At 46.9% G+C, this 25,990-nt stretch carries 26 protein-coding genes; 24 read left to right on the forward strand and 2 right to left on the reverse strand.

Annotated features, from left to right (window positions below; translation table 11 throughout):
- Positions 1–276 precede the first annotated feature (276 nt).
- The 4 genes from ilvB to TY10_RS31290 all read left to right on the forward strand — a co-directional run bounded on the left by ilvB (position 277) and on the right by TY10_RS31290 (position 3,811).
- A complete protein-coding gene (gene ilvB / locus TY10_RS05325; RefSeq protein WP_420329380.1) occupies positions 277–1,992 on the forward strand; it encodes a biosynthetic-type acetolactate synthase large subunit in 1,716 nt (571 codons plus the stop codon).
- Positions 1,993–2,249: 257 nt separating this feature from the next.
- Positions 2,250–2,540 (forward strand): ArsR/SmtB family transcription factor, encoded by a 291-nt coding sequence (locus TY10_RS05330; RefSeq protein WP_042161356.1) that lies wholly within the window; start codon positions 2,250–2,252, stop codon positions 2,538–2,540.
- 90 nt (positions 2,541–2,630) lie between these two features.
- Positions 2,631–3,320 (forward strand): MFS transporter, encoded by a 690-nt coding sequence (locus TY10_RS31285; RefSeq protein WP_238327458.1) that lies wholly within the window; start codon positions 2,631–2,633, stop codon positions 3,318–3,320.
- Positions 3,287–3,811: an MFS transporter gene (locus TY10_RS31290; RefSeq protein WP_238327459.1), complete on the forward strand. Its 525-nt coding sequence runs from the start codon at positions 3,287–3,289 to the stop codon at positions 3,809–3,811. The genes TY10_RS31285 and TY10_RS31290 overlap by 34 nt, the downstream gene beginning before the upstream one ends.
- 97 nt (positions 3,812–3,908) lie before the next feature.
- On the opposite strand, the gene TY10_RS05340 is transcribed toward TY10_RS31290, so the two are convergent.
- Entirely contained in the window at positions 3,909–5,114 is a 1,206-nt protein-coding gene (locus TY10_RS05340) for a chromate transporter (protein ID WP_042161358.1), read from the reverse strand.
- 202 nt (positions 5,115–5,316) lie between these two features.
- Complete coding sequence (locus tag TY10_RS05345; RefSeq protein WP_042161360.1) at positions 5,317–5,925, reverse strand: TetR/AcrR family transcriptional regulator; 609 nt, start codon at positions 5,923–5,925, stop codon at positions 5,317–5,319.
- A gap of 152 nt (positions 5,926–6,077) precedes the next feature.
- Between TY10_RS05345 and TY10_RS05350 the strand changes: the two genes are divergently transcribed.
- From TY10_RS05350 to TY10_RS05445, 20 genes are all read left to right on the forward strand, one after another.
- Entirely contained in the window at positions 6,078–6,941 is an 864-nt protein-coding gene (locus TY10_RS05350; protein ID WP_042161362.1) for an NADPH-dependent F420 reductase, read from the forward strand.
- Positions 6,942–7,107: 166 nt separating this feature from the next.
- Positions 7,108–7,749: an FMN-dependent NADH-azoreductase gene (locus tag TY10_RS05355; RefSeq protein WP_042161364.1), complete on the forward strand. Its 642-nt coding sequence runs from the start codon at positions 7,108–7,110 to the stop codon at positions 7,747–7,749.
- Between the two features lie 212 nt (positions 7,750–7,961).
- A complete protein-coding gene (locus TY10_RS05360) occupies positions 7,962–8,843 on the forward strand; it encodes a PHP domain-containing protein (RefSeq protein WP_042161365.1) in 882 nt (293 codons plus the stop codon).
- Position 8,844: 1 nt separating this feature from the next.
- The gene (locus TY10_RS05365) at positions 8,845–9,477 is read left to right on the forward strand and encodes a DapH/DapD/GlmU-related protein (protein ID WP_042161367.1); all 633 of its coding nucleotides are present in this window, start codon (positions 8,845–8,847) and stop codon (positions 9,475–9,477) included.
- Positions 9,478–9,498: 21 nt separating this feature from the next.
- Positions 9,499–10,200 (forward strand): GntR family transcriptional regulator, encoded by a 702-nt coding sequence (locus TY10_RS05370; RefSeq protein ID WP_042161369.1) that lies wholly within the window; start codon positions 9,499–9,501, stop codon positions 10,198–10,200.
- A gap of 110 nt (positions 10,201–10,310) precedes the next feature.
- Positions 10,311–10,736 (forward strand): phosphonate C-P lyase system protein PhnG, encoded by a 426-nt coding sequence (phnG, locus tag TY10_RS05375; protein ID WP_042161371.1) that lies wholly within the window; start codon positions 10,311–10,313, stop codon positions 10,734–10,736.
- 14 nt (positions 10,737–10,750) lie between these two features.
- Positions 10,751–11,347, forward strand: a complete 597-nt coding sequence (gene phnH / locus TY10_RS05380; protein ID WP_042161373.1) for a phosphonate C-P lyase system protein PhnH — start codon at positions 10,751–10,753, stop codon at positions 11,345–11,347.
- On the forward strand, positions 11,347–12,465 hold the full coding sequence (locus tag TY10_RS05385) for a carbon-phosphorus lyase complex subunit PhnI (protein ID WP_042161375.1): 1,119 nt from the start codon (positions 11,347–11,349) through the stop codon (positions 12,463–12,465). The genes phnH and TY10_RS05385 overlap by 1 nt, the downstream gene beginning before the upstream one ends.
- Positions 12,466–12,470: 5 nt before the next feature.
- On the forward strand, positions 12,471–13,316 hold the full coding sequence (locus TY10_RS05390; RefSeq protein ID WP_042161377.1) for an alpha-D-ribose 1-methylphosphonate 5-phosphate C-P-lyase PhnJ: 846 nt from the start codon (positions 12,471–12,473) through the stop codon (positions 13,314–13,316).
- Between the two features lie 44 nt (positions 13,317–13,360).
- On the forward strand, positions 13,361–14,206 hold the full coding sequence (locus TY10_RS05395) for an ATP-binding cassette domain-containing protein (protein ID WP_042161379.1): 846 nt from the start codon (positions 13,361–13,363) through the stop codon (positions 14,204–14,206).
- A 25-nt stretch (positions 14,207–14,231) separates the two neighbouring features.
- Entirely contained in the window at positions 14,232–15,410 is a 1,179-nt protein-coding gene (gene phnM, locus TY10_RS05400) for a phosphonate metabolism protein PhnM (RefSeq protein ID WP_042161381.1), read from the forward strand.
- A 14-nt stretch (positions 15,411–15,424) separates the two neighbouring features.
- Positions 15,425–16,156, forward strand: coding sequence for a phosphonate C-P lyase system protein PhnL (locus tag TY10_RS05405; protein WP_042161383.1), 732 nt, complete (start codon positions 15,425–15,427; stop codon positions 16,154–16,156).
- An 89-nt stretch (positions 16,157–16,245) separates the two neighbouring features.
- Positions 16,246–17,307 carry a phosphate/phosphite/phosphonate ABC transporter substrate-binding protein gene (locus TY10_RS05410; protein ID WP_238327460.1) on the forward strand — a complete coding sequence of 354 codons (1,062 nt, stop codon included), beginning with the start codon at positions 16,246–16,248 and terminating at the stop codon, positions 17,305–17,307.
- Between the two features lie 29 nt (positions 17,308–17,336).
- A complete protein-coding gene (gene phnC / locus TY10_RS05415; RefSeq protein ID WP_042161386.1) occupies positions 17,337–18,125 on the forward strand; it encodes a phosphonate ABC transporter ATP-binding protein in 789 nt (262 codons plus the stop codon).
- Entirely contained in the window at positions 18,115–18,900 is a 786-nt protein-coding gene (locus TY10_RS05420; RefSeq protein ID WP_042161387.1) for a PhnE/PtxC family ABC transporter permease, read from the forward strand. Before phnC ends, TY10_RS05420 begins: the two co-directional genes overlap by 11 nt.
- Position 18,901: 1 nt before the next feature.
- Positions 18,902–19,762 carry a PhnE/PtxC family ABC transporter permease gene (locus TY10_RS05425; protein WP_081735126.1) on the forward strand — a complete coding sequence of 287 codons (861 nt, stop codon included), beginning with the start codon at positions 18,902–18,904 and terminating at the stop codon, positions 19,760–19,762.
- 115 nt (positions 19,763–19,877) lie between these two features.
- The gene (locus TY10_RS05430) at positions 19,878–20,702 is read left to right on the forward strand and encodes a helix-turn-helix domain-containing protein (protein WP_042161389.1); all 825 of its coding nucleotides are present in this window, start codon (positions 19,878–19,880) and stop codon (positions 20,700–20,702) included.
- Between the two features lie 128 nt (positions 20,703–20,830).
- Positions 20,831–21,811: an ABC transporter substrate-binding protein gene (locus TY10_RS05435; protein WP_042161391.1), complete on the forward strand. Its 981-nt coding sequence runs from the start codon at positions 20,831–20,833 to the stop codon at positions 21,809–21,811.
- A gap of 87 nt (positions 21,812–21,898) precedes the next feature.
- Positions 21,899–25,603, forward strand: a complete 3,705-nt coding sequence (locus tag TY10_RS05440; protein WP_042161393.1) for an ABC transporter ATP-binding protein — start codon at positions 21,899–21,901, stop codon at positions 25,601–25,603.
- A gap of 86 nt (positions 25,604–25,689) precedes the next feature.
- Positions 25,690–25,990, forward strand: a 301-nt coding sequence (locus TY10_RS05445; RefSeq protein ID WP_042161394.1) for a cell wall hydrolase, incomplete at its 3' end; no start/stop codon positions are given.

The raw sequence follows: 25,990 nt of genomic DNA on the forward strand, positions 1-25,990 counted from the left end.
AATCCTTTGTACGCAGTCATCTCTGAGCTTTTGACCGAAAGTCGAATTTGAGATTGGGTTCGATGAGTAAGTTCAAACGGAATGGCACACGTTACTGTGCTGCAGGTAAGGGCAACCTTACCTCATGAGGCTGGAATCGTAAGATTTCCGGCAAATCAGGGTGGTACCACGAAAAGTTCCCCTTTCGTCCCTTCAGGTATGACAGTTGTTTACTGTTGCCTGAGGATGAGAGGGGTTATTTATATTTGAGGAGGAATTCAAATGGAAGAAGTATCGATGTCAGCAAACAAAACACAGCAGCATTCTCAGCAACTGTTAACGGGATCGGAGGTGCTTTTACAATGCCTGCTAATGGAAGGTACAGAATGTGTATTTGGGTACCCTGGCGGCAATGTCCTTTATATCTATGATGCGATGGTTGACAATCCAGACTTCAAACACATTCTGACCCGGCACGAGCAAGGCGCTATCCATGCGGCGGACGGCTACGCGCGATCAACAGGGAAAGCAGGTGTATGCATCGCCACCTCCGGACCAGGAGCAACTAATTTAGTGACAGGAATTGCAACCGCTTATATGGATTCTGTGCCGCTTGTAATAATTACTGGTAACGTGTCAACAACTGTCATGGGCACAGATGCATTTCAAGAAGCGGATATTGTTAGCATGACAATGCCTATAACGAAGCACAACTATTCCGTACGTGACGTACATGATCTGCCCCGTATCGTTCATGAAGCCTTTCATATTGCGAATACGGGAAGGAAAGGTCCAGTATTAATCGATATTCCTAAAGACGTGTCTAATCACAAAATGCTTTATCACCCGTCAAACAAACTATCTATACGGGGTTATAACGCAACTCCGAGTGCTGATCCTACAGAGATAGATAAGCTGCTTCAGGTTATTGCGGAGTCAGAAAAGCCAGTTATTATAGCTGGAGCTGGGGTGATTTATTCTGATGCATCAACTGAGCTGCTGGACTTCGTGAATAAAACAAAAATACCGGTGGCAACCACATTGCTCGGCTTGGGCGGTTTTCCAAGCGGTCACGAACTGTGGCTGGGAATGCCAGGACATCATGGTACGTATACGGCGAATACGGCTATTCAAAACGCTGATCTCATCCTTTCCATTGGGTCACGGTTTGATGACCGGGTTACGATGAAGCTTGACGGTTTTGCGCCACATGCCAAATGGATTGCTCACATCGATATTGATCCCGCTGAAATTGGCAAGAACATCAAAACGGATATTGCATGTGTCGGCGATATTAAAGCTGTCCTAGAATATGCCAATACGAAAGCGATGCCCTCTAAATCAAGCAGTTGGATCGACAAAGTGCAAAAAGACAAGTCTATGTACCCTTTACGATATACAGATTCCGATAAGGAGCTTAAACCGCAATTTGTTATTGAAATGATTTATGAGACATCGAAAGGGGAGGCGATCATAACCACTGACGTAGGCCAGCACCAAATGTGGACTGCACAATTTTACAAATTTAATCATTCCCGTTCATTAGTAACCTCCGGAGGTTCTGGAACGATGGGATTCGGTTTTCCCGCTGCTATAGGTGCTCAGATCGGAAACCCGGATCGGCTAGTAATTTCGATAAACGGGGATGGAGGGATGCAGATGTGTGCACAAGAATTGGCGATTTGTGCTATTCATAATATTCCTGTCAAAATTGTCGTTATTAACAATCAAGTGTTGGGTATGGTCAGACAGCAGCAGGAGCTCTCTTATGAAAGCCGTTATAGCCAGATTAGTCTTGCAGGAAGTCCTGACTTTGTAAAACTAGCTGAAGCCTACGGAGTGAAGGGATTAAGAGCAGGCAATAAAGCAGAAGCATACAGCGTTTGGAAAGAGGCTTTGGAGACAACAGGGCCTGTACTTGTTGAATTTGTAGTGCCAACAAGTGAGAATGTATATCCGATGGTTCTAGGCGGTACGACATTAGACCAGATGATAATGGGGGATTTCGAATGATCAAGATGCATGATCAGTTATCCTTTAAATAGTCGGGGAAACTAGCAAAATTGAAGCTATGGTTTGAACTGTTGGAAACGTATGAAATTTTGGATTCATTTCATCTATTATTTCTATAGAAAAAATGACATTGATCTATCATACTGAAATTTTATAAAATAAGCCTTAATTAAAGAAAGGAGGACAACTTAAATCGATCGGCTTGCTGTTTTTTCGAGCGGACTTGATTTAATTATTGTTCTTAGTACAATAATTTTATGACTATTGAACAAGTATTGAATGATGAGACCCGGGTCAGAATATTTAAGGCATTAGCTGATGAGACGAGATTGGAAATGATACGGAATCTTTATGCTAGTAAGAAAGAAATGAATTGCGGAGAAGTGGGGGACATTCAAGGGACTTCGAAATCGAATACTTCGTATCATCTGCGTACTTTAAGGGAGGCGAAGTTGATCAAGGTGCGAAAAGAAGCTCAAACGAGGTATATGAGCATCGAAATGGAGACCTTCCAAGCTTACTTACCTGGATTTCTGGATACTTTGTAGAAGGAAATCTTCTTTTTCGCTCTATAGTTCAATACTTTTTGAACTACAAAACTAACGTAAATCAACTGCACACACAAAGGGTGAATCAGAATGGGTAAACGAACTGCTTTATTATTTATAATCATGTTTTTTATCGGTACCGATACCTTTATCATTTCGCCGTTAATTCCGACGCTTCAGGAATTGTTTGATATTCCGACTAAATATTCAGGTTGGATGGTGGGGGCCTATGCGTTAGGCTATGCCATATTTGCACTGATTGCCGGACCGCTCTCCGATGGATGGGATCGGAAGAAAGTGATGTTTTACGGCATGATTTCTTTTTCAATCTCCACTATTTTATGCGGATTTGCTACAGACTTTTGGTCGATGATTTTATTCCGTTTTTTGGCTGGAATCAGTGCAGCGTTTACTTCACCTCAGGTCTGGGCCTCCATCCCGGTTTTGTACCCTGCATCCAAGAGCGTCAAAGTTTCCGGAATCGTTATGGCAGGCTTAGCTTCAGCTCAAGCATTCGGAATACCGATTGGAGGCTTGCTCGCTTCAACCCATTGGTCGTATCCCTTTTATGTAATCGGGTTATTCTCCCTAGTCGTATCGATATTTATCCACTACACTCTACCCTCGATGAAGCCAATTCAAGGCCAAGCGACCAAGTTACCGATATTTAAAAGATATATCCCGCTGCTGACTAGCAAAATGGCGAGAAGATCTTTGCTGGGTCATTTTTTTTCAATAGCGGTTTCATGGCTGCTTTTGCTTTTATTGGAAAATGGTTGACTGACCGCTTTGAGCTATCGGTTGATCAGGTGGGGTATGCAATCCTTTTTCTAGGTGTTGGTAATTTGGCAGGGAGCTTTGGCGGGGCTTATGTCATTCAAAAGTTCAACCGTTTTAACACGCTGGTTGCGGGATTTCTTCTCGCTATCCTATGCTTTATCATCGTACCGTTCCTGCCATCGGTTGCCGCATTCGATTTTGTCTACTTTTTCATATTTTTAAACATGGGCATCGCTTATCCGCTAATTATGGGGCAGCTGACATCATTAGATCCGACGCTCCGCGGAACAATTTCAAGTTTAGGCAATTCAATTATGTACGCTGCAACAACAATTGGTTCAGGGATTGCCGGCGTGATTTATGCGACTTTTAACGGCTTTACCGGCGTGGCCATATTTGCTGCTCTATGTTTTGCAGCTGCGTTATTCTATTTCATTTCAAGCGGGATATTAACTAAGCAATCCGAAATGAAATCGAAGCTTGCATCATAAAGATGCAGGGCTACAATATGCTTACAGAAAAATAAAGAAGAACATACAAGGGAGCAGGCTGTGTTAAGCGCTGCTCCCTTGTTCATTAAGTGAATAATTATACAAAAGTAATCAACGTACCGCCGATAGCACCAGTAATTACAATGATCCAAGGCTGTACTTTCCAGAATACGAGCATTAGAAACAGAATGGCAGCCAAGGCAAAATCAACAGGAGCCAGAATTGCTGTTGTCCATAGAGGATTATATAATGCCGCTAACAAGATTCCTACAACTGCTGCGTTGATCCCGATTAATGCGCCTTGAACTCTCGAGTTTTTCCTCAGGGAGTTCCAGAATGGAAGCGCCCCTGCGATTAATAAAAAAGCAGGGAGAAAAATAGCCACAGTAGCAATTAACGCGCCAGTAACTCCGTTAATCATCGCTCCCAAGTATCCGGCAAAAGTGAATAATGGTCCTGGTACAGCTTGTGTTGCGCCATATCCCGCTAGAAAGTCGGCTTTGTTCATCCATTCCGGCACGAGTTCACGATCGAGCAGCGGGAGAACGACATGCCCTCCGCCAAACACAAGTGAACCAGAACGGTAAAAGCTGTCGAACAAAGACAGCCAGTCGGCGCCTGCAAATTGACTGAAGAGCGGCAAAAAAATCAGAAGCGCGAAGAAGACGATCAAGCAGATAACTGCGAAGCTGCGGCTAATGGGGACGGAGAGTTCCTCAGTTTCAGGAATTGTAGATTTTCTGTATAAGATCATGCCAATTAGACCTGCAATAACGATCAATAATATCTGGCTAAAAGCAGTTTGCCACATTAGGGTAACGACCGCAGCAAGGATCGCGATGGTTGCCCGGTTACGGTCAGGAGTCAACTTCTGACCCATACCAAGTACGGCCTGAGCAACGATTGCTACAGCGACGATTTTAAGTCCATGAATCCAGCCCGCATTGCTAATATCAAATCCTTGCATTAGAAAAGCGAACAGGACCAAAGCGAGGACCGACGGAAGTGTAAAACCAAGCCAAGCCGTCACCCCGCCTAGAAGTCCAGCGCGAATGATGCCGATTCCAATGCCGACCTGACTGCTGGCGGGACCCGGCAAGAACTGGCACAGTGCAACCAGATCCCCATAGCTTCGTTCATCCATCCATTTGCAGCGGCGTATGTATTCGTTATGAAAATAACCTAGATGAGCAATTGGTCCTCCGAATGAAGTAAGACCAAGCTTTGTTGACACGGTGAATACTTCCAGAAGCGCTGCTAATTTGCTTTTTGGCGCCTGCTGGTCTCCTTTACTGCTGTTCATTACATTTGCTCCTCTTTGGCAAGATCATTCGAAGCTGCTGCATTATAAATTAATGATATCCGATCAATTGGGGAAGTACAAAGCAAGTAGAAGGCTTTAAATATTTTTTATTATTAACATCGTTGAAATATAACATTGATTGGAACCAGCAATATTGATTTTGGCAACAAAAAAAGCTTGATTTCTCAAGCTTTCTTAACAGTTATTGAAGACCTCTTATTAGAGTATCTATCATTTTTCCGCTTACTTTTTCAATATCATAATCAGAGTCTGAAAGGCACCACGTAACAATAGCACCTGTAATAAAAGAGTAAACACAATTTACAATATCTTCAATGGACAAATCATCTCTAAATAATGACCGTGATAATCCTTCCTCAATGGCTTCATAAAACAAGTCCTGCTTGATGCAATCCGCAAAATAGGAGGGTTCTGTTGAATTTAGTGAAAGATTCATAATAAAAGTAAGTTTAGTAAGTTCTTCTCCAACTACTAATGGAAAGCTCAGTGCAACCATCATGAATTTTTTCAGTCTGTCTACTGGAGAAGCATCTTTATGTTCATGAACATACTTCCCGAAATTTATGTCCATGTACTCGGAATAATCATCGCGGAACAATTTTTTGACGATATCCTCTTTCGACTTATAGTGAATGTAAAATGCTCCTTTAGAAAGGGTACATTTTTCACAAATTTCATCAACCGTAACGTTATTATATCCCTTGGTAAGAATGAGTTCCTTCGCCACGGTATATATTTTTTTCTTCGTGGCCTTCCCCTTGGTTTGCCGACTTGTTTCCTTAACCTTCATCCCGGACCCCCTCTATTACACCAACTATAACCCATGCGTTTTGGTTAGTCAAAACTAGATCTGGCAGTTGACAAACAAAAAGTGACCGGAGTATACTGACTGCAGTCACATTTTATATGGGGCAATCAAATTGGGAAAGCAGGGTGTAAAAAATGAAAATTAGTATTGTTGGGACGGGGCATATTGGGAGCAATCTTGCCAGGATCTTCACGCGAAAGGGGCATACGGTCACAATCGCAAACTCGAGTAACTCCGCTGCCTTGCATAAATTGGCGCAGGAAACTGGAGCAACGTCCGCTACGGTTCAGGACGTTGCTGCAGGCGCAGATATAGTTATTATCTCGATTCCCTTAAAAAGCGTTACTGAATTGCCGGCAGGTTTTTTGGATAAAATTAATCCGGGAGCAGTTGTTGTGGATACGTCTAACTATTATCCTTTGCACCGAGACGGAGCAATTGGGCTCATTGAGAAGGGGCTGCCTGAAAGCCGCTGGGTTGAGCAGCAGCTCAAACATCCCGTTATCAAAGCGTTCAACGCCACAAATTTTTATAACTTGACAGAAGAAATTCAATCGGCACTTCCCAATCGTCTGGCTTTGCCGATATCCGGTGACGATTCTGCTGCTAAGGCAATCGTATCCCAATTAGTGATCGAAGCCGGTTTCGATCCGGTTGATGCAGGCGGTCTGGAAGATTCCTGGCGTTTACAGCCTGGTTCTCCTGCTTATTGCACTGATCTCGACGTCGAGCGTATGCATGAAGCACTTTCTCAGGCGACTAATGAGAGGAAACCGGAATCGTCAGGCATTCGTTCGAGTGAAGAAGAATTGAAATCAGCGAGAGAGATGCAAATCGCTTTTTATCAGAGCTTTGACCAAGCTATTCAAATTCTGATGCAATCAAATCAGTGGACAGAAGGCTTTGCAACCAAGCAAATGGTTGCCCAGTTTATGGAAGGTAAAAAATCACCGGCTGAAATTCTTGGTTTTATTTTCGAGCATAAACGGCTGGATTAATTAATGTCATAAGATAAATAAGAGAACATGTAGATGACAGATGGCGAAACGGGCTGAGCAGCCAGTTACGCCGTCTGTCTTATTATTTTCGGATCATGTCACAGATTGCTTCCTTCAGTTGTCTTATTAGATGTACAAACTACGAACAACATGGAGGAACCATACTATGAGTAAACTGCTTGTCATTAATGCACACCCCGACGTGGAGTCTGCCTCTTCCTACAGTCTAAACGTATTAAATTACTTTATGAGACTATATAAAGAACAGCATGCAAGCGACGAGGTTATTGAACAAATTAATCTATACAGCGACGTTGTACCTGCAATCGACCAGACTGTTTTAATAGCATGGGGAAAACAACGTAATGGTGAAGAACTTACTATTGAAGAACAAGAAGTAACTGGACGCATGAATGAGGTATTGCAGCAATTCAAAAGTGCAAATAAATATGTCATCGCCTATCCCTTGCATAACTTTAATGTCTCGTCTAAATTAAAAGACTATATGGACAACATTCTGATCGCTAGAGAAACGTTCAAGTATACGGAAACCGGTTCCGTTGGCCTGCTTAAAGACGGAAGAAGCATGGTTGTTATCCAGGGAAGCGGATCGGTGTATACTAATGATGACTGGTACACTGAAATTGAATACTCCTATAAGTACTTGAAGTCGATGTTCAATTTTCTTGGCATTGAAGATTTTGAAATGCTTCGGGTTCAAGGAACTGCAATATTGGATAAAGATGAGATTTTACAGAAAGCATACCGAGAGGCTGAAGAAGCGGCATCAAAACTTGCGCTTAAATAATTCACTTCAACCGCTAAAAAGCAGAACCGCCTTGCGAAAAAATCGCAAAGCGGTTCTGCTTTTTTTGCTTCTTTTTTCACTTTTCGATGGGATCCTCACAAAATCTTAACGCCGTCATTACATTGCTTTAACCTTTGCTACTTGGCATCAAGTTAGACTCAGGTCATCAAGCAAGCCGGCATTGCCGCATGCAAAGTGTTAAGGAGGCTTTTATGAAAATCGAATTGCATTGTCATACGAAGATTTCAGATGGGTCTTTTACTTTCGATGAAATACTGGATTTGGCTGTCGAAGAAGGTGTAGGGCATCTGGCGATAACCAATCATGATACAACGATAGGCTTAGATGAAATGGTAATCGAAGGATCGAGGCGCGGCGTTGAAATCATGCCCGGTATCGAGATTTCCGGCTATGATTTCAGCAGAAGGAGAAGAGTTCATATTCTTGGCTACGGTATTGACACCAACAGCCCGGCAATTGAATCGTTTTGCGGTCCTATGCTGGAGCAGCGGCATGAAGGATGCTTCCAAGCAGTCAACCGTTTGATCCAAGCGGGGTATAGCCTAACTTGGGAAGCGGTGCAGAGCTATGCGGAAGGCGGAACGGGTGTCTACAAGCAGCATATTATGCATGCTTTGATTGATCAAGGATATACGGATTCGATCTATGGCGATTTATATAAAAAGCTATTCGCACGCGGCCAAAATGGCGAACAGCCGGGCATCGCTTATATCCCGACGGAGTATGTGGACGCATGCGAAGCTGTTCGCGTCATTTTACAGGCTGGAGGCGTTCCCGTACTTGCACATCCCGGGCAATACAGGAGCTTTGAGCTGGTGCCGGAGCTTGTCCAAGCTGGACTTCAAGGCATTGAGGTATGGCATCCGCTGCATAACGAAGAGGATGAGCGCCAGGCACAGGAGCTTGCTTCAGCCTACAAGCTGATCATGACGGGAGGCTCGGACTTCCACGGCTTTTATGGTGAAAAGGAAGTAGCGCTCGGCAGCAAAAGCCCAGGCAGGGCTGTATGGGATGAAATTCAGATGCGATACGCGTCGGCACCACAAAAGTCTAGCGTAAAAGGAGAGGTATAGCATGAAGCCTATTCATCAAACACATGCCGATATCCCATTATCGGCCGAGCCTGCTATCAACCCAAGCAGCCACATTACGAACAGCTTTGCCGGAGCTTGGACGTCGATAGGGCCGAACAATAAAATTATTGAATCCCGAATCGGGGATTACACCTATACGATGGACGATGTCACGGTGAATTACGCCGAGGTTGGCAAATTCACTTCTATCGCTTCCCACGTCTGCATCAATCCGGTGGATCATCCGATGGACCGGGTGACGCAGCATCATATGACCTATAGACGGGCTGCATTCGGGTTTGCCCAGACGAATGACGAGGATATTTTCAACTGGCGCAGAGGAAACCGGGTGACGATCGGCCATGATGTCTGGATTGGCCACGGCGCGATTGTAATGAAAGGCGTTACGATTGGCAGCGGTGCGGTTGTCGGGTCGGGTGCCATCGTGACGAAGGATGTGGAGCCGTACACCGTTGTAGTCGGTGTAGCGGCCAGGCCGATCCGAAAAAGATTTTCAGAGGAGACGATTCGGCAGCTGCTGCAGATTGCCTGGTGGGATTGGTCTCGTGAGCTGCTGGAGGAGCGGTTTCTGGAATTGAACGATATCGATGCTTTTATTCGAAAATACGGCTGATTATCCTTGGAGGTGAACGCCATGTCTGAAGAAATGGACATTATGGATCATTTGATCTCATTTATTCAAACCGGCAAATATGAGCCTGGCGATAAACTGCCATCCGAGAATGAACTGGCGGATGCGTTCAAGGTACCCCGTATCACGGCCCGCAAAGCCTACGAGCGGCTTCAGGAATTGGGTTACATCTACTCCAAGCAAGGCAAGGGCAGCTTTGTCCATGACCGCAATTTACGGATTCCGCTCATGCTTAGCGCCGACAAAAGCTTCAGTGAAAAGATGGCCGAGCTTGGTTATGAATATCAATCCAAAAACATTTGCTGCGAGCCGATCGAATTCAATAACAACATCTACGAGTCGCTTGGCGTGGGCGAAGAGATTCGGGTGTTCAAAATAGGGCGTCTGCGGTTCATCGACCGCAAGCCGATTGCGATCCATATTTCCTATATCCCTGAAACAGTGTTCCCGGACATTGAACACGTCGGAAATGAAATCACGTCGATCTTTCAATATTTCCACAGCCATGGCTATCATAACTTTCAATCGAGTGATACGACAATGCGGCTTGCGCTGCCGAACAAATATGAGCGCGGGCTGCTGGCCTGCTCGAGTCTTGTCCCGCTTTTGGTGCTGGAATCGGAATGCCAAGACGGCGATACGGGCATCACCCTGGAAGTGTGCCGAACGATGTATTGCGGCGACATGTACACGTATTCGATATAGCTGGTTACAGACATTTTTACATTTTACACAACCTTAACAGCCGCTAGCCTGGCAACAAGATATCGTTAGTCGTGGGAAAATCATAGAGCCAAGTTAGAGGAGGCATCGCGATGAAGCGCAAGCAACGAACAGAAATATTAACCGCCGGCGCCCCCGATCTCGCAGCAGCTTTGGCGGGCGACATTATAGGCCGCTATCAAGTTGATCTGATCGAAGAGCCGAATCATGGTCTGGTCATGGTGAAGGTTAGGGAAACCGCCCAGCAAAGTCTTTTCTATCTAGGCGAAGTGCTCGTAACGGAATGTAAAGTCCGTACGAACGGAGCGATAGGGATTGGGATTGTAAAAGGCGATCAACCGGAGTTGGCTTACAACCTTGCCGTTATTGACGCGGCCTATACCGCAGAACTGGATGAGACAGCGGCATGGACAGCTGCACTCCTGGCGGAGCATGAGCGAATCCAGACAGTGCGTAATAGCGAGCACATGCAAGTGTTGAAGACGAGAGTTGATTTCGAAACGATGGATACCGATTGAGAGGAGTTGACCTGATGAGTCTGGATATGGTGCACGACATACAAATCGCATATCGGCAATTAGTAGATGCAATGTCAAGGCCGGGCTATTTGGCGGATATTACGGAAGAAGCGGGCAAGCTCAATCCGGAACCAAGCATGCTGCCTGCGACGCAAATTCTCGCCCGCATGCTGCTCGATACAGAGGTGAGCTTTGGCGTCGTGTCCGAGAGAGAAGCAGAAGCGGTTCATTTGCTCAACCAGTTAACTTATGCGAATGAGACGACGCTCGAAGCTGCGGATTTCATCTTTGTTCTGAGCGACGCGACACCGGAGCAACTACTGCAAGTGCTGAAGTCGGCCAAAATCGGAGAGCTGCAAGATCCGCACCGTTCGGCGACGATCATCATTGAAACGCCTAGTTTAACCGGCGGCTCAAAGCTTCAATTAAGCGGTCCTGGTATCCGCACAGTTGCGGAAGCGGAAATCCAATTGAACGAAGCTTGGATCGATATTCGCGGGGAACGGAATGCCGAGTTTCCATTGGGTCTGGATCTGATCTTTACCGACAGCGCTAATCGGCTGCTTGCTTTGCCAAGAACGGCGCAAGTTGCGAAGGAGGAGATCCGCTAATGGGTTATGTAGCAGTGAAAGGCGGCACGCGCGCCATTGAAGAATCCTTGAAGCGGCTGCAATTCGAACGTTTGCAAAGCGGCAAAGTCATTGAGGTTGAGGCGATCTCATCCGGGATGAGAGGTCTGGTCGATCAGGTCATGTCGGAAAGCAGCCTTTACAGTGAGGAACTCGCTGCCTTGGCGATCAAGCAGGCGGAAGGCAATCCCGAAGAAGCAGTTTTTCTGCTCCGAGCCTATCGTTCCACACTTCCAAGAAAGCATTATTCCCGCACGGTTCATTCCGCGGAAATGCGAGTGGAACGCCGGATCTCCGCTTCCTTCAAGGATATCCCCGGCGGTCAGGTTCTAGGAGCTTCTACAGACTATTCGCATCGGCTGCTCGACTTTGATCTGTTGGAGGAAACCACGGCCAGCGCAACGGCTTGGCTGGAACAATATCTCGGGATGGAAGAGCTGGACCAAGAAGCCTTTGCGCAAGAAGGACGTTTCCCGAAAGTGCTGGATTACTTAAGAAAAGAAGGGCTTATCGCTGATTGCTCGGTCGATTCCACTGAGCCCGACGATGTTACGCGGACGAGCTTAACTTTCCCGGCGACTCGAAGCGAAAAGCTGCAGATTTTGACAAGAGGTCAGACCGGTGCAGTGACTTCACTTGCTTACGCCGTCATTCGCGGCTATGGGATGGTGCATCCGACGGTTGGCGAGCTGCGTGTTGGCGAACTGCCCGTGTATATCGACAGCCCGCTTACTCAGAACACGGACGAGGATGAGGCTTACTACATCGGCGAGATCAAGGTAACGGAAGTGGAAATGCTCGTTCCGGCAACAGTGGAGAAGGAGAACGGAAGGAAAGAGCTGGAGCTTGATTTCGGGTACGGCCTTTGCTATGGGCAGAACGAAACGAAAGCTATAGCAATGAGCATTTTGGATAAAAGCCTTGAAAAAGGCGACAAGTCGATTCCGACGCAAAATGAAGAATTCGTGCTCTTTCATATCGATTCTGTGGAATCTACCGGATTTATCTCACACTTGAAAATGCCGCATTACGTCACCTTCCAAGCGAAGCTGAACGACGTTCGCAAGACGAGAAAACAATCAACGGAGAAGGAGGGGTAACGGACATGCGGATCCAATACAATTTTGCCTTTCTGGATGAAGGCTCCAAACGAGAAATCCGCAGAGCTACGCTGAAGGCAATTGCCATACCCGGCTATCAGGTTCCATTTGCCTCCCGGGAGCTGCCGATCGGACGCGGGTGGGGGACAGGGGGCTTGCAGCTCACCTTATCCTTAATCGGTAAATCTGATGTGCTGAAAGTGATCGACCAAGGCTCGGATGAATCGGTCAACGCGGTCAGCATTAAGAAATTGATCGATAAAACGACTGGTGTGCCTGCTACAGATGCGACGGAGGCTGCCACATTGATTCAATCCCGTCACCGTATTCCTGAAGTACCGCTTCGTACGGGGCAATTACTTGTTCTGCAGGTCCCTATGCCGGAGCCGCTGCGGATGTATGAGCCCAGCGAGCTGGAAACGAAGAGGCTGCACGGGGAGAAGGATTACAGCGGCGCTTGGCTGATGCTATTCGAGCAGATCATGAAATACCGCAGCGTATCGACTGGCGCGGATCATCCGGTTATGGTTAATGACCGTTACGTGATGGCTCCAAGCCCGATACCGAAGTTTGATAATCCGAAGATGAACTACTCCGAAGCTTTGATTTTGCTGGGGGCCGGACGTGAGAAGAAAATTTATGCCGTGCCTCCGTATACGCAAGTCGTCTCGCTTGCCTTCGAAGATGTTCCCTTTGAGCCGGAGTCATTCCCCGGCCACAGCTGCAGGCAATGCGGAGCAGAGGATGTGTTTATGGATGAGCTCTACGATAGCGAGAAGGAAGAGACGTACTACCAATGCAATGATACGAGCTATTGCCTGCAGCGGATGAATGCGCAGCCGCTAGTTTAAACATAGGGAAGTATAAGTTTGATGAAGAAAGAGGTGACATGAAGATGGGGCAAATTTCCTCTCCTATTATGAGTGTACGACAATTAAATAAACAATTCGGCAAGGGCTGCGAGCAGTGCAGTAATAGCGATAACCGGAAGCTGGAAAGGAACTACTGCCGGGCATGCGGCACCGTCTATTCATGCCAGAATCTATCATTCGATCTCTATCCCGGCGAAGTACTGGGCATTGTGGGGGAGAGCGGCAGCGGCAAATCGACGTTAATGCGAAGCCTCTACTTCGATCAGGAAGTTACGACAGGCGAAGCCTACTTGCAGCCCTATAAAGAGGGTGCGGTAAATCTGTTTCAGGAGTCGTCGCAGCAGCAAAAGTACATTCGCAATCATCTGATGGGCAAGGTGTATCAAAATCCGGTGCTTGGCCTGCGTATGGGCTTTTCCTCTATCGGCAATATCGCCGAGAAAATGATTGCCGCCGGCAACCGGAATGTAGCAGCGATGGAAGCGCGGGGCAGTGAGCTGCTGGATCAGGTGCATATCCCGGTTTACCGTATGAAGGAAGCGCCGAAAAAATTCTCCGGCGGTATGCAGCAGCGCGTACAAATTGCGAAGGCGCTGTCCAACAATCCGCCGATTCTGCTGCTCGATGAAGTGACAACCGGACTGGACTTATCCGTACAAGCCAATGTACTGGATTTGATTAAGCATTTGCAGCGCGAGCTGAAAATCAGCATGCTGCTGGTCTCGCATGATCTTGGCGTCATTCGGATGCTGGCCGACCGGACGATGGTGATGCTGGATGGCCGGGTCGTCGAGCAAGGACTTACCGACCAAATTCTTGAAGATCCGCAGCATGCATATACCCAACAGCTTGTTCATTCCCTGCTGTAATAAATCTGCGAGAGGGGACTATTCGATGTATCTGATTACGAACGGCAAGATCATTACGGAAGAAGCAATATTGGAAGGCTTTGATCTTTGGGTAGAAGGAGACCGGATTACCCGCCTTATTCGTCAAGGATCTGTTAAACCGGGCCCGGACATGGAAGTTATTGATGCGCATGGAGGTTACGTAACCCCCGGAATGATTGACATTCACTCGGACTATATCGAGCATATGACGGCGCCAAGACCAACCTCGCTTATTGATTTTCAAATCGGTCTGCGAGAAACGGAGAGAGAGCTTGTCTCTCACGGTATTACGATGATGTATCATTCCTTATCTATCTTCAAATCCGCCGATTACAAATACCGTCCGATTCGCGAGCCGGAAAATGTTCGCAAGCTCATTGAACTAATCGATCAGACACATAACAGCAAGCATTTGATCCGTCACCGTTTCCACGCCCGGTTCGAGATCGATAATCTGGATCAGATCGACAACTTGAAAAGCTACATTCGGGAAGAGAAGGTGCATTTGGTCTCGTTCATGGACCATACCCCTGGACAAGGGCAGTACAGAGATCTGGAGATCTATAAGCAGACTGTTCGCGGCTATGATCATATTTCCGATGAGAATATTGCAGTTCTGATCGCCAATCATCAGACGAAGGAAAAGATGACCGAAGAAGCGATTCGGGAAATAGCTGCACTGGCCGCAGAGCGCAATATTGCGATTGCTTCGCATGACGATGACTCTATCGAAAAGCTGGAGCTCGTACAGAGCTTCGGCACGGCGATCAGCGAATTCCCCATTACGATGGAAATCGCACGGAAAGCCAAAGAACAAGGCTTGTACACTGTAGCCGGAGCCCCGAACGTCATTCTCGGAGGCTCACATAGCGGCAATCTCTCGGCAGCAGAAGCGATCGAGGATGGCTGTGTCGATATTTTGTGCAGCGACTATTACCCTGCGGCAATGCTGCATGCGGTATTCCAGCTTGCCGGGACATCTGAGGAACGGCTTGCTGACCTCTTCAAGCTTGTTACTTTGCATCCGGCCCAAGCGGTCAACATTGATCAGGAATACGGCTCGATTCAAGAAGGCAAAAAAGCCGATCTGCTTATCGTTGAGCGGTTAGAGGGAAATTTCCCTGTTGTAACTGCCGTTATCGTTGACGGCAAGCTCATTCAAAAAACGAACTATAGAATTTAACAGGAGGTCAAGACATGGAGAACCTGCTGTCTATCGAGCATTTGTCCAAATCATTCACGCTGCACAACCTGGAAAAACATATATCTGCTGCTGAAGATGTCAGTCTGTACTTGAAAGGGGGTGAGTTTGTAGGGATAACGGGTAAAAGCGGCAGCGGCAAATCGACAGTGCTCAAATGCATTTATCGCACGTATTTGCCGAACTCCGGCCATATCTGGTATCAGTCGGAACGATTTGGCCGCATCGATCTCGCTTCTGCATCTGAACAAGTCATCATTGAGCTTCGCAAGCATGAGATTGGCTACGTATCCCAGTTTCTGAACGTTATGCCGCGTACGACGGCCCGGGAGCTTGTTCATAATGCAATAGTGGAGATGGGCCACGATCAGGAGTATGCGGAGCAAGAGACTGTCAAGATGCTGGAACACTTCGAACTGGACCGCAGCTTATGGGACAGCTATCCGGCCACATTCTCCGGGGGAGAAAAACTGCGCTTAAATATTGCCAGAGCGATGGTGAAGCGCCCGAGATTGCTGCTGCTTGACGAGCCGACCGCGAGTCTCGACCAAGGCTCTAAGCTGAAGGTCAAGCAACTGATCGAACAGTTGATGGCGCAAGGTACGACCATGCTTGGTATATTTCATGATTTAGAATTCATGGAGGATCTATGCAATCGGGAGTATCGGATTCAGCAAGGCAGATTTTACCTCGCAGAAAAACAAAAAACTAACATTCTCTTGAATTAATTAAATATTCGGAAAACAAAACAGTATTACGCTAGACCTGTATAGTATAGGCAACATCAAATCATGGTGATGTGAGAGGAGTTTCAAACGTGAAGAAAATAATTTCAACGCTTCTAATTTCTTTATCACTTGCAGTAACAATGGCAGGCTGCGGTACGAAAGCTGCCGGCGGGAATAATGCAGCACCCCCGGCACAAGGCAAAGATACCATTACGATTGCTTGGCTGCCTAACGAATCCGGTGCGGATATGGAGGCAGCCCGAGATGAGATCGGTCAGGTTATCGAAACCGCGACGGGTAAAAAGGTAGAGCATAAGCTGACGACGGATTATACGATAACAGTCGAAGCTTTAGCTAGCGGAAGCGCCGATATGGCTTTTGTCGGTCCGCAAGCTTATGTGGAGGCGAACGCGAAAAACAATAAGGTTCAGCCGTTGGTTGTACCGAGCGGAGAGTCGGGCACTCTGGATGACGCTGTCTACTACAGCTGGCTTAACGTACGCAAAGGCGAAGAAGAGGCATACAAGAATGGCAGCGGCTTTGTCCTCGATCCGATCGCTGGTAAAAAAATGTCCTTCGTGTCCAACTCCTCGACATCCGGTTTTAAAGTGCCATCTGCTGGTATCGTCGCTTATTTCAGCAAACAGGATCAGTTTAAAGGCCTGACTGCTGATGATTTGCTGCAAGGCGGCAAGGATAAGTTTTTCTCAGAGGTGCTGTATGGCGGTACTCATCAAGGCTCTGCAGTAAATCTATTAACCAGTAAGGCTGATATTGCTGCATTCTGCGATACCTGTGTCGCAAATTATGTGGAGCTTGAATCCGGAACAGCGAACAAGCCAGGTGCGATTTACAAAGTGAAGCAAGGGGCCGCTGAGCCGTTCAATACGCTGGAAGGCAAAGAATTTACAATTGTTACTGCTACACCGGTACTCAATTCTCCGTTTGTAATCAATACAAGCGCAATCAGTGCCGATGATCAGAAGAAGCTGATAGACGCTTTCACCTCTGATGCTGTAACGAATAATCCAAAGGTGTTCTTGCCTAAGGACTCGAAGGATTCCGGCATGTTCAGACAAAAGTCCGGAAAAGAAAAATTCCTTCCAGTTGAAGATGCATGGTTCAACCCGATTAGAGAACTGTCCAAATAATAAAACTTGTTAGATCTAGGGGAGAAACGATGACAACGTTATTGGAATTCAAGCAGGTATCCAAACAATACGGCGCGGATACAAGAGCGTTATCAAATGTTAATTTCACAGTGAAGCAAGGAGAGTTCGTATCGATTATCGGACCTTCAGGAGCGGGTAAATCCACGCTCCTTCGCTGTATTAACCGAATGATTGACGCAAGCGGCGGAGAAATCATGTTCGAGGATTCAAATATTATGGGCTTGAACAAGCGGGGATTAAAGCAGCTGCGCTCCCAGATCGGAATGGTCTTCCAGCATTACAATCTGGTTGACCGATTGTCGGTGATTGAGAACGTGCTGCACGGACGGCTGGGGTACAAATCAACGCTGGAAGGCGTTCTCGGACTTTATAGCAAGGAAGAGAAGCGACGAGCGTATACCATTTTAAAAACATTGGGTCTGGAAGAGCAGATCTATAAACGCTGCGACCAGCTAAGCGGCGGCCAGAAACAGCGTGTTGGAATTGCCCGGGCACTTGTACAAGATCCCAAAATGCTGTTATGCGATGAACCGATTGCTTCTCTCGATCCGAATGCTTCCATCATCATCATGAATCATTTACGCGATATTTGTACAACGATGGGCATTACCGTTATCGTCAACCTGCATCAAGTCGAGGTTGCGCTGAAGTATTCCGATCGTATTCTTGGGGTGAACAAAGGCTCTGTTATTTACGACGGGCCTCCTGCTGGCATTAAGCGGGAACAGCTCACCCGAATCTATGGCTCGGAGATCGAGGAGCATATTGGGGAGTTGGAAAAACAGCATGCAGGATAACTTCTTTGCGAGAAAGCGGATAAATACGCTGCTGTTCTGCTTCTTAATGCTTGTCATAACTATGGTCTCGATTATCGCAACCGACTATGATGTTATCCGCGGCTTTACCTCCATTCCCAAAGCCGCGGAATGGGCATTCGGCAACTTTTATCCCAATGAAAAAGCCTTGAGCCGATTGCCCGATATTGTCAATAGTTTAATCGAGACGCTGCTTGTTTCTATCGCATCTACTATCGTTGCGGCTATATTCGCCTTGCTGTTTGCCATTGCGGGTTCTCATACAACGGGAATGGGCGGCTTAATTAGTTGGATTAGCCGTTCGATTGCGACTTTATTCCGCAATATCGATGTTGCCGCCTGGTCCATGATTCTGCTGCTGTCGTTCGGGCAAAATGTGCTGACTGGCTACTTTGCGCTGTTTTTCGGTTCCTTCGGTTTTCTAACCCGTGCTTTCACGGAATCGATCGACGAGGTGAGCAACAGCTCCGTTGAGGCGCTCAGGGCTACAGGCGCCGGCTACTGGTCTATCATTGCTCATTCGGTTATCCCGTCCAGCATTCCTCAATTACTCAGTTGGATATTGTTCATGATTGAGACGAATATCCGGCAAGCGACGCTGATTGGGATTTTGACGGGTACCGGCATCGGATTCCTGTTCAGCTTATATTACAAGAGTCTGAATTATAATTCCGCTTCCATGGTCGTTATCGTTATCGTATGTGCAATTATAGTTATCGAATCGGTCTCCAACTATGTCAGGAAGGTGATTATGTAGCATGAAATCACTGGAAGGCTTGACAACCATCCATGACAAAGACGCTGAACGCGAACGGATTGATGCAAGACTCAAAGCGAAGCCGTTCAATAAGCAGTCGTTAGTGATACGCTTAACGCTTCTTGGTCTAATCTTGCTTACCGTATATGGATTTGCAACCTTTGACTACAAGGAAATTGATTTCTTTAACGCGATTTTGTCTGCTCTGGATACTGTAAAAACGATGTTTTTTCTGCCTCGTTTAAGCCATATTACATTTCTGGATGCTCTAACTCAGGTAAGCATTACACTCGCTTTAGCCTTTCTAACGACGTTATTTGGCGGCATTATTGCGTTGTTCCTTGGACTGCTGGCGGCCCGTAATCTTACAAACCCTAGGTTGTCAGCCGTAATTAAAGCTGGCGTTTCCTTCATCCGTGCAGTTCCGACAGTGCTATGGGTATTAATATTTGCCATTGCCGCAGGACTTGGCAGCGTCGCAGCTGTCATCGGAATGACGTTTCACTCCATTAGCTACTTGGTTAAAGCTTACTCTGAGTCCTTCGAGGAGCTGGATGATGGCGTCATTGAAGCGTTGAAATCGAGCGGGGCCAGCTGGTGGCAAATTGTCTTTCAAGCCGTTATCCCTTCTAGCGCAACGTACTTAATCTCTTGGACGTTTATGCGCTTCGAGATTAACTTTGCCGTTGCTGTGGCTATGGGGGCGGCTGCCGGAGCAGGAGGGATCGGCTACGATATGTTTATGGCCAGCTCGTTCTATTATGATGTGCGGGAAATAGGTATGATCACGTATTTTATCCTCGCCTTTGCGGTCATTCTAGAAGTGATCGCTTCGAGAATCAAAAAGAAAATAAGAGTGTAGGTCAAGAACCGGATTCCTTATGAGAGTCCGGTTTTTTTCATGCAGCCGAGTCCCTTCATGCTATAATTTAAGCGATTGTAGAGATTAGTGGGAATCAGATGGGGGATCGATTTGGATGACGCAGCAAGAAAAACTGGCTCAAGAATTTGATCGGGTGCCTGTCAATGTGCTTGGTGTATATAAGACACCTGTGGCGGCTAACGGATTTTATCGTGGACATGAGGAGCGTCCAACGACAAAATGCGCACTGTTAATCATCTTGCGAGGTCAAGCGGAGTTTTGCTTCAATGGGGAAGAAACTTATTTGCTGAGCGCGGGAGAAGGTTTTTTTGGCGGTCTGAACAAAAGGATGACACTTCGGACCGGGAGCCAAGAGATGGAATATTTTCTTGTTCACTATATGCCAAGCCATCATACTCCTTCTGATACGCTGCTTTTGACAGAAGTATCGACGTTCTATGCAGGATTGGATAGCGAAGTGCTTGATCTGCTGGAGCTTTTGCAGTCTACTGCCACAATGCCGGATATGGTAGGACAATTGGAAAAGAAAAGTCTATTTTACCGGCTGGTGTCCAAAGTATTGCAGGCAAGCCGTTCTAGAGAAAGTCAGGACAGCTACCCGATGATTCATGATGCAGTAACCTTTATACAAGAGCATTACAATGAAAAATTGACACTTGAGCGTTTGGCTAAGCGATATGGCATGAGCGGGAAGTATTTCTCATATTTGTTTCACAAATATATGGGGATAGCCCCAATCGATCACCTGATTCACTATCGGATGAAACGTGCTGAAATTATGCTATGCACGACAGCAGCTCCGATTCATGAGATTGCCGAAACAGTAGGCTATGCTGATGCTAATTACTTTTGCCGCATGTTCAAAAAACATATGGGCTTTTCTCCATCAGAGTTCCGGCGGACGCAAAGTCTATTATAGTACTCTAGAAATTGTCCAGATGAATTTCGGGAAATATGATCTGTTCTCTAATTAAGATCTTCTCTATAATTATTGATATCGATTATCATTATCGGTAAAAATAAACGTGGTGTTAGGAGAAGAGAGAATTGAAAAAGAACAGTCAACGATTTCGAATAACCGCAATGCTTTTGTTTGCTTGTATGCTGGCGTTAACAGCATGCTCCAGCGGACAAAATAATAATTTGAAAAAAGAAGCAGCGGAGCAGCTTGCTGCGGGGGAAGATAACAGTGAATTGGCAATGTGGCCAAGGACGATCACGGATGCTAGAGGGCAAGAGCTTACAATCTCCGCCAAGCCAAAAAAAGTAGCCGTGGTGACGTGGATGATTACTGAAAACCTGATGGCACTGGATACTCCGCCTATTGCGGCGGATTCGGTTGGTGCGATGGCTGAATGGGCTTCCATGAAGGATTATTTTCAGAAGTACTCTGTCGATAATTTAGGAGATTCCCAAACCTCTATTAATTTGGAGCAATTATTGGATTTAAAACCGGATTTGATATTAGCTACAAATGCCAATGCGGATATTTACGATAAGCTTGAGCAGATTGCTCCATTGTTTGTGTTTGACTCTGGGGCGCTTTTCTCGGACTGGCAAGGTTCAATCCGATCCGTTGCGAAAGTAGTAGGTGAGGAAGAGAAGGCAGAGAAATTTATTGAACAAACGATGGAGCAAGTTGCTTTGGCGAGACAAAAGGCAAGTGAAATTGAGAAGAAGGTTGGATTTGTACGGGTCTGGAATGGCGCATTATCCTCTTTCAGCGTAGATCAATTGGCTATGTATTATGATAAAGAAAAAGGCATAGGGCTTACTATTCCGGATGGATGGCCGAAAGAAACCGGAGCGCTTTCTATTGAATCCATCACAACTATCGATCCTGACTATCTATTTATATCTGGGGCGGAAGATCAAGCCTATTTAGAAAAACTGGAACAGACCGCTGTATGGAAATCGTTACGCTCGGTTAAGGCCAATCAAGTATTCGCTATCGATTTGTCCGGTTTGACAGGTGGGCCGCTTGCTGTCCAATATGGCGTTCGCACAGTAATTGATGCGTTAAATTAATCACTGGATGTGTAGACGAGTGCTATTTGCTAGCGGTCAGCACTCGTCCACACAAGCCGAACCATTATGGATGAAGGAGAGAGGGTCATGAAAGACCATATAGCGGATACAGGACAGCCGCCGATGAAGCGGCTGTTTGGTTTTATGGGGAAGAAGCGTCAGAGTGCCATTGCGCTGTCTGCAGTTCTGGCTGTATTGTCAACTGCGCTTGGTCTTGTTCCTTATCTAATCGTATATTTGATTGCAGAAAAAGTACTGGGTAACGAATCTGGATGGCTGCAGAGCCAGTCTTATGTTGTCTTGGGAATCATTGCATTGGTCTCTATCCTGGGCAAAGGCTGGTTCTATGCATGGTCAACGCGTGCAGCACATATGACGGCATTCCCCGTTCTGTACGACATTCGCTTACTGCTCGCTCGGAAGCTGGCTGCTTTGCCTTTAGGCTATTTTCATATTCGTCCAATTGGTGAAATGAAAGAGTTAATAGATGAGAAGGTAGAGCGATTGGAACAAGGAATGGCGCACTTCATTCCGGAGATGATGGCATCCACGGCTGTACCTTTTTTAACGGCATTAACGATGCTCTTAATTGATTGGCGTATGGGACTAGCTGCACTCTTATATGCGCCACTGGTTTATTTCAGTTTTAAATGGGTAGTTGGAAGACTTGGCGTAATGATGCCAGAATTTCAACGGCACCGCATGAATGTAATGAACATGATTCTGCAATATGTGTATGGTATGAAGGTGATCAAAGCGTTTGCCCGCACGGAAGAAAACTATGATGCTTTTAGACAAGTGGTAGAAAAAGCATCACGAGAGATGCTGCGTATTAATCTTCGTATTCGCCGCTACCAGGGTGTCGTGGTCGGATTTTCCCGTGCAGGACTGCTATTTGTTATTCCGCTTGGTATTTGGCTGTATAGCAACGATAGCTTGAGCATTGCGACCTTTGTCTTCTTTGTACTGATGACGCTCAGCTTCGGCAAGACCATATTCAATGTCATTCATGCAGGAGCCCATGCGCTGGATGTTGTTAAGCACAGCATGGACAGCATTACAGCCTTTTTGCAGGAAAAATCGCTGACGGAACCGGAGAGGCCTATTCAGCCTACAGGCTCTGAGATTTGCTTTGATGGTGTAGATTTCAGCTATGACGGCAAACGGAATGTATTGAATCAGCTAAGCTTTACAGCACGTGAGGGTCAGGTAACAGCGATTGTTGGCGCATCCGGATCAGGCAAGTCGACGATTGTAAGATTGGCGAACCGGTTCTGGGACACGAATAACGGCTCCATCACAATTGGCGGTATAGATGTTAAAGAGATGGGCAGCAGTGTATTGGTAAACCAGGTGTCCAGTGTGTTTCAAGAGGTGTTCCTGTTCAACGACACAGTGCTTGAAAATATACGGATCGGAAAACCCGCGGCCAGCGATGAGGAAATTATAGAAGCAGCCAAGGCTGCCTGCTGTCACGATTTTATTATGGCGTTGCCTCAAGGATATATGACCAAACTGGGCGAGCATGGAGGCAGACTGAGCGGCGGACAGCGCCAACGAATTAGCATCGCGCGGGCGATTCTGAAGGATGCGCCGATTTTATTGCTGGATGAGGCTACCGCTTATGTGGACGCGGAGAATGAGGCGCGCATTCAGGAAGCGCTTAGCGCCTTAATTCGGCCGCACAATGGCAAGCAGAAAACGCTGCTCGTTGTCGCTCACCGTCTGGGAACAATTAAGGATGCAGATCAAATTGTAGTTGTTCAAGAGGGCACGGTTGAAGCGACAGGGAAGCATCACGAGCTGCTTGCGGCGCAAGGACGTTACGCTCGCATGTGGCAGGCCGCCATGGCAAGCGACAGGGGGCTTAGCAAAAGTGATTGGGCGATACCGCAACCGCAGCAACAAAGGAAGCCGAGTGCTGCTTCTTTGCATATGAGAAATGCCAAAGAGAAGGATTCTTCTACTGTAAGTGCTGAAACAGAATATACCAAGCTTGGAGCGGGTAAAAGCTATTGGCGCATGCTTATGAGCTTGGCCGGATCAGAGCGTGGACGGTTACTGCGCGCGTGCTTGTTTCCGCTGGTGGCAGCTCCATTCATTGCTATGACCACTTGGTCGATGATGTCCGTTATTCGCGCTTTAATGGTGGATCGGATTGGCGAGGCATGGATATATGCAGGCGTTTTGCTGCTCTGCCTATCAGGCCAAGTAGCACTAACGATCGCGTCCTTTCGCAGCTTTGAACGCTATGACAATGCGGTGGAGAAGCAGCTGCGCATTTATCTTGGCCGGCATTTGAGACGCTTGCCGATGGGATTCTTCCTACAGCGCGATGCAGCAACGCTTCAACAGCGTTTGACAGCGGATATTACAGGATTATCTGTGTATGACTCCATAGGCTCGCTGGTCCGCGGAATCGCTGCGCCCGCACTGCTTTTTATTGGAATGCTGTGGCTAGACTGGCGATTGGCGTTATGCGCAATTCTGGCAATTCCGCCTTACTTATGGATGACTAGGGGAATAAACCGCCTGTTTGACAAATCGATGCTCAGACAGCAGCAAGCCAAAGAAAAAGCAGGCCGCCAAATTTTGGAGTATGTTCAGGGCATACCCGTAATTCGCTCCTTCGCTGCCGGAGATCTGGGATTTGATCGCTATGCCCAAGCGATGGCAGAATACCGTGATGCTAATATGGCGGTACAAAACCGGATAACTCCGTATCAGTTCTGGTACGGCTCGATATTTGAAGTCAGCTTCGCCGGTGTTTTGCTGTTTGGCAGCGCTTTGTATGCAGAGAATGCGTTAGCTGGTACAACAATGCTGCTGTTCATGATTGTCATGCTGGGCTTTTTTGAACCGATTCCGCTGCTCGACTATACGTTCTCGCGGCGCAACTACATGGCAGCTGCGAAACGGGTGTCGGAAGTGCTTGAAGCAAAACCGCTAAAAGAGCCAGACGCCGGGCAGGAAAGTGTTCCGAATGGGTTTGCCATTGAACTGAATGGAGTTTCTTTTGGTTATGATCAGCACACAGCAGGAAAGGATGCAGCAGGCGAAAAACCATTGACCCTTAAAGGAATCAGTCTCTCCATTCCGGAGCGGAGCATAACCGCGCTTGTAGGACCATCGGGAGGCGGGAAGACGACCCTTCTTCATCTAATCGCCCGCTTCTGGGATATACAGAAAGGCAGTATTTCTATTGGCGGCGCCGATATTCGTGAGATGAGTATGGATACCTTAATGACACATATCTCGGTTGTGTTTCAGGATGTGTACTTGTTTCATGATACGATTGAAAACAACATTCGTTTTGGACGGCCTGAAGCGACGGATGAAGAAGTGGTTAGAGCTGCACAGGCGGCACAATGTCATGATTTTATTTCGGCGCTTCCGGATGGTTATAAAACATTAGTTGGTGAAGGCGGATCTACCTTGTCCGGTGGTGAGAAACAGCGCATCAGCATTGCCCGGGCTATCCTGAAGGATGCGCCGATCGTACTCCTTGATGAAGCGACTTCAAGCCTTGATCCGGAAAATGACCGGGACATTCAAGCGGCCTTGCTAGCTTTGTCCGCTAATAAGACATTAATTGTGGTTGCGCATCGTCTGCATACCATTCAACATGCTGATCAAATCGTTGTATTGGATCAGGGCAAAGTTATACAACGGGGCACCCATCAGGAATTAGCGGCCGAAGAAGGATTATATCGCCGTTTTTATGAGGATAGAAATCAGGCGCAGCAGTGGAGATTGAATCCTAGCTCCGACAAGGAGGAAGCAAGACTTTAGTAAAAGTTACTTGGACTCCTGTGCCAGAGTAACACTTCCGCTTCGCCTACAATATGATGAGTCTAGAAAGCTAAAGAGGTGAGTCAATGGGAGTCGTAAAAGCCAGACAACAGGATATCGATATGTTGGCAAGATTGCTTCGAGCTGAAGCGGAGACTGAAGGCGAAATGGGTATGCTCCTAGTTGGAAATGTCGGCATTAACCGGATAAGAGGGAATTGCTCTGACTTCAAAGAACTTCGGACCATTCCCCAAATGATCAATCAGCCGCATGCTTTCGAAGCGCTGCAGCATAGCTTGTATTATCAAGGTGCAAGAGACAGGGAACGCCGTCTGGCGCAGCGCGCTGTGAATGGGGAGCGGAATTGGCCGGCCAAATTCTCCTTAT

The sequence above is a fragment of the Paenibacillus gorillae genome (genome assembly GCF_000513275.1).
GTDB lineage: Bacteria > Bacillota > Bacilli > Paenibacillales > Paenibacillaceae > Pristimantibacillus > Pristimantibacillus gorillae.